This window comes from Caballeronia sp. INML1, assembly GCF_023631085.1.
GTDB lineage: Bacteria > Pseudomonadota > Gammaproteobacteria > Burkholderiales > Burkholderiaceae > Caballeronia > Caballeronia turbans.
Genome location: NZ_JALQDT010000022.1, coordinates 60,143 through 76,394, shown reverse-complemented (window position 1 = coordinate 76,394; position 16,252 = coordinate 60,143). Strand labels below are relative to the sequence as shown.

The 16,252-nt window shown below is 62.1% G+C and carries 14 protein-coding genes; 6 read left to right on the top strand and 8 right to left on the bottom strand.

What is annotated here, in order from left to right; translation table 11 throughout:
• Positions 1-7: 7 nt before the first annotated feature.
• From NCR38_RS08760 to NCR38_RS08745, 4 genes are read right to left on the bottom strand one after another with little or no spacing between them, the layout of a single operon-like run.
• The gene (locus NCR38_RS08760; protein WP_409219273.1) at positions 8-529 is read right to left on the bottom strand and encodes an RDD family protein; all 522 of its coding nucleotides are present in this window, start codon (positions 527-529) and stop codon (positions 8-10) included.
• Positions 526-1,296, bottom strand: coding sequence for a DUF3106 domain-containing protein (locus NCR38_RS08755; RefSeq protein ID WP_061119688.1), 771 nt, complete (start codon positions 1,294-1,296; stop codon positions 526-528). The genes NCR38_RS08760 and NCR38_RS08755 overlap by 4 nt, the downstream gene beginning before the upstream one ends.
• Positions 1,297-1,324: 28 nt before the next feature.
• The gene (locus NCR38_RS08750) at positions 1,325-1,777 is read right to left on the bottom strand and encodes a DUF3619 family protein (RefSeq protein WP_250476829.1); all 453 of its coding nucleotides are present in this window, start codon (positions 1,775-1,777) and stop codon (positions 1,325-1,327) included.
• Positions 1,774-2,337: an RNA polymerase sigma factor gene (locus NCR38_RS08745; RefSeq protein WP_061119686.1), complete on the bottom strand. Its 564-nt coding sequence runs from the start codon at positions 2,335-2,337 to the stop codon at positions 1,774-1,776. The genes NCR38_RS08750 and NCR38_RS08745 overlap by 4 nt, the downstream gene beginning before the upstream one ends.
• A 409-nt stretch (positions 2,338-2,746) precedes the next feature.
• Here NCR38_RS08745 and NCR38_RS08740 point away from each other — a divergent pair, with 409 nt between their 5' ends.
• The 6 genes from NCR38_RS08740 to pssA all read left to right on the top strand — a co-directional run bounded on the left by NCR38_RS08740 (position 2,747) and on the right by pssA (position 10,636).
• On the top strand, positions 2,747-4,510 hold the full coding sequence (locus NCR38_RS08740; RefSeq protein WP_061119685.1) for an acetolactate synthase 3 catalytic subunit: 1,764 nt from the start codon (positions 2,747-2,749) through the stop codon (positions 4,508-4,510).
• Between the two features lie 110 nt (positions 4,511-4,620).
• Positions 4,621-5,112 (top strand): acetolactate synthase small subunit, encoded by a 492-nt coding sequence (ilvN, locus tag NCR38_RS08735; RefSeq protein WP_008341906.1) that lies wholly within the window; start codon positions 4,621-4,623, stop codon positions 5,110-5,112.
• Positions 5,113-5,183: 71 nt separating this feature from the next.
• Positions 5,184-6,200 carry a ketol-acid reductoisomerase gene (gene ilvC, locus NCR38_RS08730; protein ID WP_061119684.1) on the top strand — a complete coding sequence of 339 codons (1,017 nt, stop codon included), beginning with the start codon at positions 5,184-5,186 and terminating at the stop codon, positions 6,198-6,200.
• Between the two features lie 1,093 nt (positions 6,201-7,293).
• Positions 7,294-8,994: a group II intron reverse transcriptase/maturase gene (gene ltrA / locus NCR38_RS08725; RefSeq protein ID WP_061119683.1), complete on the top strand. Its 1,701-nt coding sequence runs from the start codon at positions 7,294-7,296 to the stop codon at positions 8,992-8,994.
• Between the two features lie 117 nt (positions 8,995-9,111).
• Complete coding sequence (locus tag NCR38_RS08720; RefSeq protein WP_250476828.1) at positions 9,112-9,756, top strand: phosphatidylserine decarboxylase; 645 nt, start codon at positions 9,112-9,114, stop codon at positions 9,754-9,756.
• A 13-nt stretch (positions 9,757-9,769) separates the two neighbouring features.
• Entirely contained in the window at positions 9,770-10,636 is an 867-nt protein-coding gene (gene pssA / locus NCR38_RS08715; RefSeq protein WP_061119681.1) for a CDP-diacylglycerol--serine O-phosphatidyltransferase, read from the top strand.
• Positions 10,637-10,713: 77 nt separating this feature from the next.
• On the opposite strand, the gene NCR38_RS08710 is transcribed toward pssA, so the two are convergent.
• The 4 genes from NCR38_RS08710 to recJ form a co-directional block, all read right to left on the bottom strand.
• The gene (locus NCR38_RS08710) at positions 10,714-11,454 is read right to left on the bottom strand and encodes a glycine zipper 2TM domain-containing protein (RefSeq protein WP_250476827.1); all 741 of its coding nucleotides are present in this window, start codon (positions 11,452-11,454) and stop codon (positions 10,714-10,716) included.
• A 296-nt stretch (positions 11,455-11,750) separates the two neighbouring features.
• A complete protein-coding gene (gene lysS, locus NCR38_RS08705) occupies positions 11,751-13,277 on the bottom strand; it encodes a lysine--tRNA ligase (RefSeq protein WP_061119679.1) in 1,527 nt (508 codons plus the stop codon).
• A gap of 85 nt (positions 13,278-13,362) precedes the next feature.
• A protein-coding gene (prfB, locus tag NCR38_RS08700) for a peptide chain release factor 2 (protein WP_250476826.1) occupies positions 13,363-14,467 on the bottom strand; the annotation gives its coding sequence in 2 pieces (ribosomal slippage) (positions 13,363-14,385 and positions 14,387-14,467; 1,104 coding nt in all).
• An 84-nt stretch (positions 14,468-14,551) separates the two neighbouring features.
• Positions 14,552-16,252, bottom strand: coding sequence for a single-stranded-DNA-specific exonuclease RecJ (gene recJ, locus NCR38_RS08695; protein ID WP_250476825.1), 1,701 nt, complete (start codon positions 16,250-16,252; stop codon positions 14,552-14,554).

The following is a 16,252-nucleotide window of genomic DNA, read 5'->3' as shown; positions in this document are numbered from 1 at the left end:
GTTCTTATTACTTGGCAGGACGTTGTACTGCGACGATGCGCGTGCCGGCGAGGCGATCATGGAGGAACTGGCGCGCCGGATCGAGCCACACGGCGGCGGCCCACAGCGCGACCCACGCCGCGAAGACGGCGAGCGTCTGCGGTACGGCGAGGGAGAAGAGCGGATGCAGCGCGAGCGGCGGCAGGAACCACAGCCACGCGAGCACGTAGCGCGCGAACGCGCGCGCGGGTCCGACGGGCTGGCCCTGCGCATCGACGACCTTGACGCGCCAGGTTTTCATCGGCAGGGTCTGGCCGCCGTGCGTCCAGAAATACACGAAGTAGGCCGCGAGCACGATGCCGATCCACGACATCAGCCAGTTGTGATGCGTGAGGCCGTTGCGTTGCTGCGTGAGCGTGCTGAAAAGATAGCCGGCGAGGAACACCACGCCGAAGAGGATCACGCTTTCGTAGAGCATCGTTGCGAGGCGGCGGCGCAGCGTGGGCGCGCGCATCGGGTCGACGGTGACGACTGCGGGCTGAGCGCTCACGAGCCGTTGTACATCGAAGGCGCCTGTTGCGGCGATACCGGAATCGGTGTGGCCGGGACGATGCTCGCGGCGTTCGGAATGGCGGGCTGAGTCGGCACGCCGGAGATGGGCGCCGACGGCGCGGCTGCCGCGCCCGATCCGCCTTCCGCATGTCCGGGAGCGTGCCCTTGCTCGCGCGCCGTGACGAGGCGATTGATGTCCTTCACTTCGGTCTTGCCCGTAGGCGGCGCGGAGACGATCGTCGGCCGGCGCACGTGCTCGCTCGCGGCCAGTTTCTTCTTCTGCTCTTCGGAGAGCTTCTGATAGGCGTCCCACGCCTTTTCGCGCTTGTCCGGCGGCACCGATTTGGAAACCTGATAGTTCTCGCGCGCGACCTTGCGCTGGTCGGGCGTGAGGCGCACCCATTCCTCCATGCGCTGATGCAGATGCTTCTGAGCCTCGGGCGACATCCGATGAAATCGTGACGCGATCTTCAGCCACTTCTGCTTGCGCTCGTCGGAGAACGAATCCCATTGCGACGCGAAGGGTGCGAGCGCCGCATGCTGCGCTTCGGTGAGGCGGCTCCAGGAGAGCGGGCCGGTGGACGCCAGCGCGGACAGCGTCGAGGCGTTCGAATCGGCCGTCGTGCCGGAGCCGCCGCTCGGCGCCGCGGCGGATGAAGGCGGGACGGCGGCGGGGGAATAAAAGCGCGGATAGGTCGCGGCGAAGGCAACCAGGCCCGCAATCGCGCAACCGAAGACAATCGCGAGACCGCGCTTGTAACTCACCCGAAAATTCCCCCGCTGTACTCAGTGCTTAATGATTGCGCGTCAGATACGCGTTGAACCCGTGATCCAGATAGGCGTCGATCGGCAGGCTGTCGCTCATCATGGCCGCGTCGATATCGGCGAGTTCCGCCTTGCGCTGCTGATCTTCCCAATACGCGATGCCCGCCAGCCCGATGACGAGCGCCGCGAGCGGCCAGGCGAGGCCCAGCCCGCCAAGGCGCGCGAGCAGTCCCTTCGGACGATGATCGTCGTCGGTGCCGCCCGTCGTGAGCGTGGCGCCCGCGCCTGCTAGAGCCGGCGCGAACGCGGGCGCGGCCATCGCCACGGCCACTTTCTCCGGCTTCTTGCGCGCGATCGCGGCACGGCGCGCCTCGCGCAGCCGGTCGACGGCGGCAGCCGGAATATTCGACGTGTTCTCGTCCAGCGCGCGCACGACCTTCAGCGCGAACTCGTTTTCCTTCGTTTCAAGAGCGGAACTCATAGCGTGATCCCTTTGGCTTTCAGGGCTTGTGCGAGAGCGTGCGTAGCGCGTGAGCAATGTGTCTTCACGCTGCCCTCGGAGCACCCCATCGCGGCGGCCGTCTCAGCGACATCCATGTCTTCCCAGTAACGCATGAGAAACGCTTCCCGTTGACGCGCCGGCAGTTTCTGGATTTCGGCGTCGATCAGATTCAATACCTGCTCGCGCTCCAGACGGCTCTCGCTGCTTTCGCTGCCGACCGCGCTGTCCTCGGATTCGAAGGTTTCGAGTGGGTCGAATTCGTCGTCGTCGGCGTTGCCGAAGGACGAGAAGAGGCTGACCCAGGTGTTGCGCACCTTCTGGCGACGGAAATAATCGTGCGTCGCGTTCTGAAGGATACGCTGGAATAAAAGCGGAAGCTCGCTCGATGGGCGGTCGCCGTACTTCTCCGCCAGCTTGATCATCGCGTCTTGCACGATGTCGAGCGCCGCGTCGTCGTCGCGAACGGTGTACACGGTCTGCTTGAACGCGCGTCTTTCGACGCTCGCCAGGAAGTCGGCGAGTTCCTTGTCTGATGCCATCCGTTGGGGACCCGGCGCAACGAACTTGCGTCGAAAGGGATCGTGGAGTTCTGGGAAAACCTGCGAATCCTAGCAAAGTTTCGCCGCATCCGGAGCGATTGAGAGGTTTTGTTGCCACTTCCGACCTTCGCACGACCGATTGACCGTTCATTCGACAGGTTGTGCTTGCAAGCCGCTTTCACCCTTGGGGGCGCGCCGTCGGTGCGATCGGCGAATTCGGTAACTTTTTGCTTGACCCGCCGCGCGCCGCGCTGTTACATTTTCTGACTCGCATCATCAGTGAAATGTCTGCTTTGAGGCGAGCCCATGAAGTTCGCCTGTCAAACCTAGACGCGCCGCTTGAACCCGAGCCACAAGCCCGGCAGAGAGCACCCGATCAATTTTTTGCCGAAAATTCGAAAGGTGATGAATGAACATGCCTAGCGCGGAATTCTCCACGTCGGATACCACACCCCCTCACGAAGCTGACTCCATCGGCGGCACCGTGCTCATGCGCGCGCTCGCTGACGAGAACGTCGAATTCATCTGGGGCTATCCCGGCGGCTCGGTACTCTACATCTACGACGAGCTGTACAAGCAGGACCAGATTCAGCACATCCTCGTGCGTCACGAACAGGCCGCCGTGCATGCCGCCGACGCCTACGCGCGCTCGACGGGCAATGTGGGCGTGTGCCTCGTGACATCGGGCCCGGGCGTCACCAATGCCGTCACCGGCATCGCCACGGCCTACATGGATTCGATTCCGCTCGTCGTCATCAGCGGCCAGGTGCCCACCGCGGCCATCGGCCTCGACGCATTCCAGGAGTGCGATACCGTCGGCATCACGCGCCCGTGCGTGAAGCACAACTTCCTCGTGAAGGACGTGCGCGACCTCGCCGCGACGGTCAAGAAGGCGTTCTACATCGCGCGTACCGGCCGTCCGGGCCCGGTGCTGATCGACATTCCGAAGGACGTGTCGAAGGCGCCGTGCAAGTACGAGCCGATCAAGAGTGTGTCGCTGCGTTCGTACAACCCGGTCACGAAGGGTCATTCGGGCCAGATCCGCAAGGCGGTGCAACTGCTTTTGTCGGCGAAGCGTCCGTACATCTATACGGGCGGCGGCATCATTCTCGCGGATGCCTCGCGCGAGCTGAACCAGTTCGCCGATCTGCTCGGCTATCCGGTCACCAATACGCTGATGGGCCTCGGCGGCTATCGCGCGTCCGACAAGAAATTCCTTGGCATGCTCGGCATGCACGGCACGTACGAAGCCAACATGGCGATGCAGAACTGCGACGTGCTGATCGCGATCGGCGCGCGCTTCGACGACCGCGTGATCGGCGATCCGAAGCACTTCGCGTCGTCGCCGCGCAAGATCATCCATATCGATATCGATCCGTCGTCCATTTCCAAGCGCGTGAAGGTCGATATTCCGATCGTCGGCGACGTGAAGGAAGTGCTGAAGGAGCTGATCGAGCAGCTTCAGCACGCCGAGCACGGCCCGGACGCGCAGGCGCTCAAGCAATGGTGGGACGAGATCGAAGGCTGGCGCGCGAAGGACTGTCTGTCCTACGACCGCAAGAGCGAGATTATCAAGCCGCAGTACGTCGTCGAGAAGCTCTGGGAGCTCACCGACGGCAACGCGTTCGTGTGCTCGGACGTCGGCCAGCATCAGATGTGGGCGGCGCAGTTCTATCCGTTCAACAAGCCGCGCCGCTGGATCAACTCGGGCGGCCTCGGCACGATGGGCTTCGGCCTGCCGGCGGCGATGGGCGTGAAGATGGCCTTTCCGGACGACGAAGTCGTCTGCATCACCGGCGAAGGCTCCATCCAGATGTGCATTCAGGAGCTCTCGACGTGCAAGCAGTACAACACGCCCGTCAAGATCATCTCGCTGAACAACCGCTATCTCGGCATGGTGCGCCAGTGGCAGCAGATCGAGTACAAGAAGCGCTATTCCAGTTCGTACATGGACGCGCTGCCCGACTTCGTGAAGCTGGCTGAAGCGTATGGCCATGTCGGCATTCGTGTCGAAAAAACCGCGGACGTCGAACCGGCGCTGAAAGAAGCGCTGCGTTTGAAGGATCGCACCGTATTTCTCGACTTCCAGACCGATCCGACCGAAAACGTATTCCCGATGGTGCAGGCAGGCAAAGGCATCACGGAAATGCTGCTCGGCTCTGAGGATCTATAACGCGGCTTTGTCTCGCGAGGCTCGCGCGCGCCTGTCTTCACAAAGGACATGCGTTGCGCGCGGGTTTTTCGAACACACGCCACTTCTGGACACATTCGGGAATCACGACCATGAAACACATCATCTCCGTTTTGCTGGAAAACGAGCCGGGCGCGTTATCGCGTGTCGTCGGGCTCTTTTCGGCGCGCGGCTATAACATCGAAACGCTGACGGTGGCGCCGACCGAAGACAGTTCGCTGTCGCGGCTGACCATCGTTTCCATTGGCTCGGACGACGTGATCGAACAGATCACGAAGCACCTGAACCGCCTGATCGAGGTGGTGAAAGTGGTCGACCTGACAGAGGGCGCCCACATCGAGCGCGAGCTGATGCTCATCAAGGTAAGGGCGGTCGGAAAGGAACGTGAAGAGATGAAGCGCATGGCGGATATCTTCCGCGGCCGCATCATCGACGTGACCGAGAAGACCTACACGATGGAACTGACCGGCGCGTCCGACAAGCTCGACGCGTTCATTCAGGCGCTCGACGCCACTGCGATCCTCGAAACGGTTCGCACGGGCAGCTCCGGCATCGGCCGGGGCGAGCGGATTCTCAAGGTGTAACGGCGCCTCATCCATTCATTTGCAGCACACGTAGCGCAACCATTCAACGCATCAGGACTCAAGGAACCACCATGAAAGTTTTCTACGACAAGGACGCCGACCTCTCCCTCATCAAGGGCAAGCAAGTCACCATCATCGGTTATGGCTCGCAAGGCCATGCACACGCGCTGAACCTGAAGGACAGCGGCGTGAACGTGACGGTGGGTCTGCGTAAGGGCGGCGCATCGTGGAGCAAGGCCGAGAACGCGGGCCTCAAGGTGAAGGAAGTGGCCGAAGCCGTGAAGGGCGCCGATGTCGTCATGATGCTTCTGCCCGACGAGCAGATCGCCGAGGTCTACAAGAAGGAAGTGCACGACAATGCCAAGCAGGGCGCGGCGCTCGCGTTCGCCCACGGCTTCAACGTGCACTACGGTCAGGTGATTCCGCGCGCGGATCTGGACGTCATCATGATCGCGCCGAAGGCGCCGGGTCACACCGTTCGCAACACGTACAGCCAGGGTGGCGGCGTGCCGCACCTGATCGCGGTGGCGCAAGACAAGTCGGGCGCGGCGCGTGACGTGGCGCTGTCGTACGCGGCGGCCAACGGCGGCGGCCGTGCGGGCATCATCGAGACGAACTTCCGTGAAGAAACCGAAACCGACCTGTTCGGCGAGCAAGCGGTTCTGTGCGGCGGCACCGTCGACCTGATCAAGGCCGGCTTCGAAACGCTGGTGGAAGCGGGCTACGCACCGGAAATGGCGTATTTCGAGTGCCTGCACGAACTGAAGCTGATCGTCGACCTGATCTATGAAGGCGGCATCGCCAACATGAACTACTCGATCTCGAACAACGCCGAATACGGCGAATACGTGACGGGTCCGCGCATCGTCACGGAAGAGACGAAGAAGGCGATGAAGGCCGTGCTGAAGGACATCCAGACCGGCGAATACGCGAAGAGCTTCATCATCGAGAACCGTGCCGGTGCGCCGACGCTGCAATCGCGCCGCCGCCTGACGTCCGAGCATCAGATCGAGCAAGTCGGCGAGAAGCTGCGCGCGATGATGCCGTGGATCGCGAAGAACAAGCTCGTCGACCAGTCGAAGAACTAAGCGTCACGATTTTTGCTGAATCGAAAGCCGTCCGGCAGCCCTGTGCGCCGGGCGGCTTTTGCTATCCTACGGTTTTTAGTGCGACGTGAGTCGCATCGACTGGACGGCGCAAGCCGTCCCATTGGTGGCACCTTGGGCCACCCCTTGTGTAGCAAACGAAACCGAGCGCCGTTTGGCTTGGAATCGTAGCTGTAGATGCGCAGGAGTCTTCGGACCCTTGCGCGTAATTGCATTGACCTGATTACCGTCAGGTTCCGCCCAGTTAGCGGCTTCAACTCCACTAACAAAGCGGATTGGCGTATGTGATTTCAGGGAAGGTCGAGCGCAAGCTCGGTTTGTCATTGTTCAACCTCACGGGATTAGTCCCTATGAGGTAGAGAACCTGCTGTACGACCAGCAGTAGCCTAAGAGGACATGCGTCACTGGCAACGGTGGGGTGTGAAGCTTCTCTGACAATGTAGCCCCCGAAGTTTGGGTGACTGCCTGTTGTGAAACAGGTATTCGGAGACTCCTAGCAGCAAGGGGGTTGAGGCGCTAGGCTGGCTGATACGGTTAACGGAAGTGAACTGCTGATAAACCTCGTAAGTAGGACGATGCCAAAGCTGCTGATAGGCATTAACCAAAACGGTGTGCGGTCGGATAACTCGCTTGAAATTCGGGTTACGTCGTCTGAGGACCGCCGGGGGAAAGGCAGAACCTACGTCAGTCATGTGGCAGGCCGGGAACACGGTAAGCCCGTATCGTTGCCAGTGCAGTTGGGCTGGCAGGCGGCCCGCAAGGAACGCTGTTGACGATGCGGGTAGAGGATGACGGAGAAAGCGAATGACGGGCTGTAATGGTCCGGATAGGGATTGAGACATCATCCCACGCGAAAGCGGGCAGACTTCCGTCTGGTCTACCGTCGCAAGATGGCTGACAGACCTTGTGACTTGGTGAGACACGAGCGCTCGCGTTCGTGCGTAGTACCAGGATGACATATGGGCGCATGCGTCCATATTTGTTCAACTGTTGTTTCCCAGCGGGGTGTGTCTACCCCGCTGGGGAAGATGCGCCTTCTGCTGCGGGAATGATCAACCCAAGGTAGGAGAGCAGCATGAGAGTATCTGTCCGAAAGGATGGATCTGCGCTTTCCCACGTGCCTGACAACTGGCACGCCGTAGATTGGCGTCGCGTCGGACGGAACGTGAGAGGGATGCAGATACGAATTGCGAAGGCGACGCGGGAAGGCGACTGGCGCAGGGTGAAAGCCTTGCAACGGATGCTTACCCGCACGTTGTCCGCAAAGCTGTACGCGGTACGACGTGTTACGCAGAACCAAGGTGCGCGAACGGCCGGAGTCGATCGCGAACTGTGGGATTCGCCTGAGAGCCGGTGGGAAGCCATCGGCAGGTTGAAGCGGCGTGGATATAAGCCTTTGCCATTACGGAGAGTCTTTATCCCCAAGGCCAATGGAAACGAGCGCCCTCTGGGCATTCCGACCATGCGGGACAGGGCGATGCAAGCCCTGTATCTGCTGGCCTTGGAGCCGGTGTCGGAATCGACGAGTGATCCGAACTCTTATGGATTCAGACTCAATCGCTCGACAGCCGATGCCATGTCGCAGATATTCGTCGCAATGTCCCAGAAGGGCTCGGCCCGATGGGTGCTGGAAGCGGATATCAAAGGCTGCTTTGACTGGATCAACCACGACTGGTTGGAAAGCCATGTCCCGATGGACAAGGAGATCCTCCGGAAGTGGTTGAAGGCTGGCCTGATTCACAAGGGGCAGCTACAGGCGACTGAGGCCGGTACGCCGCAGGGAGGCATCATCTCCCCGACGCTGGCAAACGTGACGCTGAACGGGCTGGAGCGTGAACTGATCGCGCACCTCGGTGCGACGTTGGGAATCGCGAAAGCCAAGAAGCTGAAAGTGAATGTGGTGCGATACGCGGATGACTTTGTGATCACCGGCGACTCGAAAGAGATTCTGGAAAACGAGGTCAGGCCTTGGGTGGAAGCATTCCTTGCTGTTCGGGGCTTGCAACTGTCCGAGACAAAAACGCGGATCACCCACATTGACGAAGGCTTCGATTTCCTTGGGTGGAATTTCCGGAAGTATTCGGAAAAGCTGCTCATCAAGCCGAGCAAGAAGAACGTGCAGACGTTCTATCGAAAGGTGTCGGAAACGATCAGTGGCAACAAGACGGTAACGCACGAGGATTTGATCCGATTGCTGAACCAGATGCTACGGGGTTGGGCGCAGTATCACAGCCCCGTCGTAGCCAAGCAGGCGTATAGCCGCATGGAGTCTCTGATCTTCCGGAGACTTTGGTGGTGGTCAAAACGGCGACATCCAAACAAGGGTGCTGAATGGGTGAGGAAGAAATACTTTCATTCAGATGGCGCCCGACACTGGATTTTTGCTGTTCCTGTAGTTCGAGACGATGGCAGTAACGGCTTGACAGAGTTGTACCAGCTTCGCGGTACATCGATCAGGCGGCATCGCAAGATCAAAGGCGACTTCAATCCTTTTGATCCTGATTGGGAGCAGTATGGCGAACAACTGCGACAAGCGCGCATGGAAGCATCAATGCGACATCGCAAGCAATGGGTTTCGCTATACCTATTGCAAGGCGGGCTGTGTGCGCACTGCGGCTGTGCTCTGACACGAGAGACCGGTTGGCACGATCATCATCTGGAGTACCGGATGCATGGTGGTTCCGACGCCCTCTTCAATCGAGTGCTATTGCATCCCGACTGCCACCGACAAGTGCATGTAGGTAAAATTGCGCTAACTAAGCCGGCCCGGTCATAAAGCTGGGCTTTGTACGTAGATTGGAGCCGTATGCGGGGAAACTCGCACGTACGGTTCTTAGGGGGCTCTCCTTCTGCGAAGAAGGGGGGCTACCCTCCTAAAACACAGAACCCGTTCATGAACTATCCTCATCCGATCATTGCCCGCGAAGGCTGGCCGTTCATTGCCATCGCGGCTGTCGTCGCCATCCTCGTGCAAGCGACGGGCGGCTTCGGCTTCGCCTGGTTCTTCTGGCTGATCGTGATTTTCGTCGTCCAGTTCTTCCGCGATCCGGCCCGCCCGATTCCGACCCAGCCCAACGCGGTGCTGTGTCCGGCCGATGGGCGCATCGTCGCGGTCGAAACCGCGCACGATCCGTACGTGGGACGCGAGGCGCTCAAGATCAGCGTGTTCATGAACGTGTTCAACGTGCACTCGCAGCGCTCGCCGGTGGACGGCGCCATCACAAAGGTTCAGTACTTTCCGGGCGCGTATCTGAATGCGGCCGTCGACAAGGCGTCCACCGAAAACGAGCGCAATGCGGTCGTGCTGCAGACGGCGAGCGGGCATACCGTGACGTCGGTGCAGATCGCGGGCCTCATCGCGCGACGCATTCTGTGCTACGTGCACGTCGGTGAGCCGCTCACGCGCGGACAGCGCTACGGCTTCATCCGCTTCGGGTCGCGCGTCGACGTCTATCTGCCGGTGGGCAGCCGCCCGCGTGTGTCGATCGGCGAGAAAGTTTCGGCTTCGTCGACGATCCTCGCCGAGTTCGCGCAATAACGCGGAGGACGCGATGGCGGCATTCAAACCGCGCCGTAACCGCGCGCCCGCGACGCCTCCGCGCGCGTTCCGCCGCAACAAGGCGGCTCAGGACGTCGGCGCCGTGGAGACGCGTCGCGCGAAGCGGCAGCAGTTTCTGCGCAAGCGCGGCATTTATTTGCTGCCCAATGCGTTCACCACGGCGGCCTTGTTCTGTGGCTTCTTCGCCGTGGTCCAGGCGATGAACGTCCGTTTCGAGATTGCGGCCATCGCCATTTTCGTCGCGATGGTGCTCGACGGCATGGACGGGCGCGTCGCGCGCATGACGCACACGCAGAGCGCGTTCGGCGAGCAGTTCGACAGTCTGTCGGACATGGTGTCGTTCGGCGTCGCGCCGGCGCTCGTGATGTACGAGTGGGTATTGAAGGACCTCGGGCGCTGGGGCTGGCTCGCGGCGTTCGTGTATTGCTCGGGTGCGGCGTTGCGGCTCGCGCGCTTCAATACGAACGTCGGCGTGGTCGACAAGCGCTACTTCCAGGGGTTGCCGTCGCCGGCCGCGGCGGCGCTCATCGCCGGATTCGTGTGGCTCGCGACGGATAACCGCGTGCCGCTCAAGCTCGTGTGGCTGCCGTGGGTTGCGTTCGCGCTGACCGTTTATGCGGGCGTGACGATGGTGTCGAACGCGCCGTTTTACAGCGGCAAGGCGCTCGACGTGCGCTATCGTGTGCCGTTCGCGGGCGTGCTGCTGATCGTGGTGGCGTTCGTCCTCGTATCGTCCGATCCGCCGGTCATGCTGTTCTGCCTGTTCGTGCTGTACGGCTTTTCGGGCTACATCTGGTGGGGATATCTCGCGGTGCGCGGCAGGCCGAATCCGGCGCGCAGTTCGCAGCGGGAGCATTAGAGCGGAATCCGTTCAAGCAAAGAAAAGGCGGCAACCCTCCCGGATTGCCGCCTTTTTTGTTTCTCCATGCGCGTCGATCAACCCGCGACCAGCGTCCCGTTCTGAATGTGCACGCGCTGACCCTGCGCGAACGGCGGCGGGTTCTTGTACGTGAACGTGCGTGTCTTGCCGTTTTCCATCCGGACGCGCACCGAATAATCGGTTTCGCTGCGCAGATGCTTTTCGACCGAGTTACCCGCCAGGCCGCCGCCGAGCGCGCCGAGCAGCGTCATCGCGGTGCGGCCGCCGCCGCGCCCGAACTGATTGCCGACAACACCGCCCGCCACCGCGCCACCGACCGCGCCGATCCCCGTTCCGTGGCCTTCCTGCTTGACGGCGGAGATCGCCTCGACGGTTCCGCAGGTGGAGCAATACGCGGGGTGCTGCTGCGGCTGCTGCGCGTACGATGGCTGCACGGGCTGCGGCTGTGCGGGCACCTGTTGCGCCTGCTGCTGGGCTGCTTGTTGTTCAACCGCTCGTTGTTGAGCCGCTTGTTGCTGAGCCGCCTGTTGTTGCGCGGCGGTGCGCTGCTGCGCCGCACTGGGCGCCGCGGATTCGACCACCGGCTGCTGCGCAACCGCCGCCGTCTGCGTCTGCGGATTCTGTGCCGAATTGCTCGATGCCTTCGGGAACAGTCCCGTCATCGCGGCAGTGGCCGCAAGGCTCGCGACGATCACAGCGCCCGCTGCCGTCGCGACGAGCGGATGCAGGCGTCGCTGCGGCGGCTGAGCGCCGCCGGAAGAGGGCGACGTGCTGAGTTTGTTGGTTCCGTTATCCATTGTTGAACCTCCGTTTCGAGGCGAAATGCTGCTACCAATGTCCGCTGTTACAACATGTCCGCAACACAATTCTGGGCGAGCCCGGGATTTTTCGCTTTTCCGCTTGTAACAAATTGCGGGCGCATCGTGCTTTGATAAAAGCACGACCGGTGCCAACCATTGCAGCGCGCACCCATGGGCCCCCGCCGCCAGTCCGGACTTGAAACTTTTACCAGCGGTTACAACAAAATCTGCGGGCCGAAAAAAAAGCGCGCCGCGGGGGCGCGCTTTTTTCGCTTTTCGATCGAGCCAGAAACTCAGTCTTCGCGACGCAGATGCGGGAACAGAATCACATCGCGGATGCTCGGGCTATCGGTCAGCAACATGACCAGACGATCCACGCCGATGCCGCAGCCGCCCGTCGGCGGCATGCCGTGCTCGAGCGCGCGAATGTAGTCTGCGTCGAAGTACATCGCTTCCTCGTCGCCGGCGTCTTTCTGATCGACCTGCTTCTGAAAGCGTGCGGCCTGATCTTCCGGATCGTTCAGCTCCGAGAAGCCATTGGCGATTTCGCGCCCCGTGATGAACAATTCGAAGCGCTCGGTGATGCCCGGCACGGAATCCGACGCGCGCGCGAGCGGCGACACTTCGATCGGGTAATCGACGATATATGTCGGTTCCCACAATTGCGATTCCGCCGTCTCTTCGAACAGCGCGAGTTGCAGCGAACCGAGACCCGCGTTCAGGAAAGCCGGCTGCGTCGTATCAACGCCGAACTTCTTCAGTTCCGTGCGCAGGAACGCGGCGTCGGAGAGCTGCCCGTCGGTGTACTGCGGTGCGAATTTCTGAATCGCCTGATTGATCGTCAGGCGATGGAACGGCTTGCTCAGATCGAGCTCGCGGCCTTGATACGTGATGGTCGCTGTGCCGAGTGCATCGATGGCGGCCTGGCGGATCAGTTGCTCGGTGAAGTCCATTAGCCAGCGGTAATCGGTGTACGCGGCGTAGAACTCCATCATCGTGAATTCCGGATTGTGACGCGGCGACACGCCTTCGTTCCGGAAATTACGGTTGATCTCGAACACGCGCTCGAAGCCGCCGACGATCAGCCGCTTCAGATACAGCTCGGGCGCGATGCGCAGGAACATCTGCATGTCGAGCGCGTTGTGATGCGTGACGAAAGGCTTCGCCGCCGCGCCGCCCGGAATCGGGTGCAGCATCGGCGTTTCGACTTCCATGAAGTTCGCCTGCGACATGAAATTGCGGATCGACGTGACGGCCTTCGTGCGCGCCATGAACGTCTTGCGTGACTCCGGCGTGACGATCAGATCGACATAGCGCTGGCGATAGCGCATTTCCTGATCGGCCAGGCCGTGAAACTTGTCCGGCAGCGGACGCAGCGCCTTCGACAAAAGACGCAATTCCGTGCAGCGCACCGACAACTCGCCCTTGTTCGTGCGGAACAGCACGCCTTTCGCGGCGATGATGTCGCCCAGATCCCACTTCTTGAAGGCGTCGTACGTTTCGACGCCGACATCGGCGGGCGTCACGAAAAACTGGATCTGGCCGCTGCCGTCCTGAACCGTCGCGAAGCTGGCCTTGCCCATTACGCGCTTGAGCATCATCCGGCCGGCGATCGCGACGGGCAGAGGATTCGCTTCGAGCGCGTCCTTGTCCGTTTCGGCGTATTCGCTCTGAAGTGCCGCGGCCTGATGCGTCGGGCGGAAATCGTTCGGATAGGCGACGCCTTGCTCGCGCAGCGCGCGCAGCTTTTCGCGTCGCTCGGCGATGATCTGGTTCTCTTCCAGTTCGGGAGCGGCGCCCGGTTGAGTCGGTTCGGTCATGATGATTCTTGGCTTTTAATGCGCGGATGCGCGGCGAAACGAAGCGAAGCGCGGATATCGCCGATGGATATCCGCGCCGAAAGACTTAAACGCCTTGTTTCAGGCTCGCGCCGATGAAGTCGTCGAGGTCGCCGTCGAGCACGGCGCGCGTGTTGCTCATTTCCACGTTGGTGCGCAGGTCCTTCACGCGGCTCTGGTCGAGCACGTAGGAGCGGATCTGATGGCCCCAGCCCACGTCGGTCTTGCTGGATTCGAGCTTGTCCTGTTCGGCCTGGCGCTTGCGCATCTCGAACTCGTAGAGACGCGCCTTCAGCATCTGCATGGCTTCCGCGCGGTTGCGGTGCTGCGAGCGGTCGTTCTGGCACTGCACGACGATGCCCGTGGGCGCGTGCGTCAGACGAACCGCGGAATCGGTCTTGTTGATGTGCTGGCCGCCCGCGCCCGATGCGCGATACGTGTCCGTGCGGATGTCGGCGGGATTGATTTCGATCTCGATCGAATCGTCGATCTCCGGATACACGAACACCGACGAAAACGACGTATGCCGGCCGCCCGACGAATCGAACGGCGACTTGCGCACGAGGCGGTGAATGCCCGTTTCGGTGCGCAGATAGCCGTACGCGTATTCACCTTCGACCTTGATCGTCGCGCTCTTGATGCCGGCGACATCGCCTTCGGATTCTTCTAGAACTTCGGTCTTGAAGCCCTTGCGCTCGCAGTAACGCAGGTACTGGCGCAGCAGCATGGACGCCCAGTCGCACGCTTCGGTGCCGCCCGCGCCCGCCTGAATGTCGATGAAGCAGTTGTTCGGATCGGCCGGGTTCGAGAACATCCGGCGGAATTCCATGTCCTCGACGCGAACGCGCAGCGCATCGGCGTCGGATTCGCACGCGACGAGCGTGTCTTCGTCCTGTTCGTCGCGCGCCATGTCGAAGAGATCGCTGGCGTCGCGCAGGTCGTTGTCGAGCGCGGTGATGGTCGAGACCACGCCGTCGAGCAGCTTCTTTTCACGACCGAGCGCCTGGGCGTTCTTCGAGTCGTTCCAGACGTTCGGGTCTTCGAGTTCCTTGTTGACTTCGGCTAGACGCGCGGACTTGGCGTCGTAGTCAAAGATACCCCCGTAGCTCGGCCGCGCGGCGGCGCAGGTCGGCCAGAAGGCTTTCGATCGCGTTGAGACGTTCCGCTTCCATTGTCGATCTTCGGCTTCGTAAAAAGATGAAATTATAGCCGATCGACAGGGTTTCCCCGGCTTTCCGGGCGCCCGGCGCGCCTTCTCAGCCCGCGTGCTCGACGATCAGCTGTACGCGCGCGACGCCGTTCCACGAATCGCTGACGAGCCGGTACGCGACAGTCGCACGCGGCGGCAGCGGATCGACGTGGTTGAACCAGATCGCGTTGAAGCGCTGACGCCCGCGCAACAGCGACAGCTTCAAATGCTTCTCTTTCACGAGTGCCTGCGACGCGACTTCGAACTCGCCAGAAAACGTGGGCGCGGGAAAGCCTTGTCCCCAGACGGCGGCGTCGAGCAGGTCGACGAACTGCGGCGTGAAATACGCGTCTTCCAGCTCGCCATCGGTTTCGAGCGTGCGCGAAAGCGCTTCGGGCGTCAGCCATTCGCGTCCGACTGCTTCGAACGCTTCGGTGAAGCGCGGAATGTCGGCGGTGGAAATCGTCAGGCCCGCGGCCATCGCGTGGCCGCCGAACTTGTGGATGAGGCCGGGCTCGCGCTTGCTGATGAGATCGACGGCATCGCGCAGATGAAAGCCGGGAATCGAACGGCCGGAGCCCTTGCAGAGCGTGCCGCTGTCGTCGGCGTGCGCGAACGTGAAGGACGGCCGATGGAACCGCTCCTTGAGCCGTCCCGCGACGATGCCGATCACGCCCTGGTGCCAGCTCGCATCGTAGAGCGTGAGCGTCGCGCGCTCGCCGGGATCGATCGTCTGCAGCTCGGCGAGCGCCTGCTGCTGCATGCCCGCTTCGATTTCGCGACGCTCGCGGTTCATCGAATCGAGTTGCTGCGCGAGTTCCCACGCGCGGCCGATGTCGTCGGTCGTCAGGCATTCGATGCCGAGCGACATGTCGGACAGCCGTCCCGCCGCGTTCAGGCGCGGGCCGAGCGCGAAGCCGAGATCGAAGCCCGACGCCGCGCGCGCATCGCGGCCGGCGGCGCGGAAGAGCGCCGCGACGCCCGGCTGCATGCGGCCCGAGCGAATCCGCTTCAAGCCTTGTGCGACGAGAATCCGGTTGTTGCAGTCGAGCTTGACGACATCGGCGACGGTGCCGAGCGCGACGAGATCGAGCAGGCCGTCGAGACGCGGCTCGGGCGCGTCCGTGTAAGCGCCGCGCTTGCGCAACTCCGCGCGCAACGCGAGCAGCACATAGAACATCACGCCCACGCCCGCGATGCACTTGCTCGGAAACTCGCAGCCCGGCTGGTTCGGATTGACGATCGCGCGCGCGGCGGGCAGTTCGTCGCCGGGCAGGTGGTGATCGGTGACGAGCACGTCGATGCCGAGGGCATTCGCCGCGGCGACGCCGTCCACGCTCGCGATACCGTTATCGACGGTAATCAGCAGATCCGGCAGGCCGGCTTTGGAGCGCGCCGCCAGCCCGACGATTTCCGGCGTGAGCCCGTAGCCGTATTCGAAGCGATTCGGCACCAGATAGTCGATGGTCGCGCCGAACATGCGCAGGCCGCGCACGGCGACCGCGCAGGCGGTGGCGCCGTCGCAGTCGTAATCGGCGACGACGAGCATGCGCTTGCCCGCGGCGAGCGCATCGGCGAGCACGACGGCGGCATCGTCGCAGCCTTTCAGGCCGGCGGGCGCGTGCAGGCGCTTGAACTCGGTTTCGACTTCGTCGGGCGAGCTCACGCCGCGCGATGCATAGAGGCGCGCAATGACGGGATGCAGGCCGTGGCGCATCAGCGCTTCGGCGTCGGCGGGAGAGGAGGCGCGCGTAACGATTCGCGTCAT

What these genes read in the sequence shown, in the direction of transcription:
- NCR38_RS08750 (WP_250476829.1), bottom strand. Translation starts at nt 1,777, where the DNA reads ATGAGTTCCGCTCTTGAAACGAAGGAAAACGAGTTCGCGCTGAAGGTC.
- NCR38_RS08745 (WP_061119686.1), bottom strand. Translation starts at nt 2,337, where the DNA reads ATGGCATCAGACAAGGAACTCGCCGACTTCCTGGCGAGCGTCGAAAGA.
- NCR38_RS08740 (WP_061119685.1), top strand. Translation starts at nt 2,747, where the DNA reads ATGAACATGCCTAGCGCGGAATTCTCCACGTCGGATACCACACCCCCT.
- ilvN (WP_008341906.1), top strand. Translation starts at nt 4,621, where the DNA reads ATGAAACACATCATCTCCGTTTTGCTGGAAAACGAGCCGGGCGCGTTA.
- ilvC (WP_061119684.1), top strand. Translation starts at nt 5,184, where the DNA reads ATGAAAGTTTTCTACGACAAGGACGCCGACCTCTCCCTCATCAAGGGC.
- ltrA (WP_061119683.1), top strand. Translation starts at nt 7,294, where the DNA reads ATGAGAGTATCTGTCCGAAAGGATGGATCTGCGCTTTCCCACGTGCCT.
- NCR38_RS08720 (WP_250476828.1), top strand. Translation starts at nt 9,112, where the DNA reads ATGAACTATCCTCATCCGATCATTGCCCGCGAAGGCTGGCCGTTCATT.
- pssA (WP_061119681.1), top strand. Translation starts at nt 9,770, where the DNA reads ATGGCGGCATTCAAACCGCGCCGTAACCGCGCGCCCGCGACGCCTCCG.
- NCR38_RS08710 (WP_250476827.1), bottom strand. Translation starts at nt 11,454, where the DNA reads ATGGATAACGGAACCAACAAACTCAGCACGTCGCCCTCTTCCGGCGGC.
- lysS (WP_061119679.1), bottom strand. Translation starts at nt 13,277, where the DNA reads ATGACCGAACCGACTCAACCGGGCGCCGCTCCCGAACTGGAAGAGAAC.
- recJ (WP_250476825.1), bottom strand. Translation starts at nt 16,252, where the DNA reads ATGACGCGAATCGTTACGCGCGCCTCCTCTCCCGCCGACGCCGAAGCG.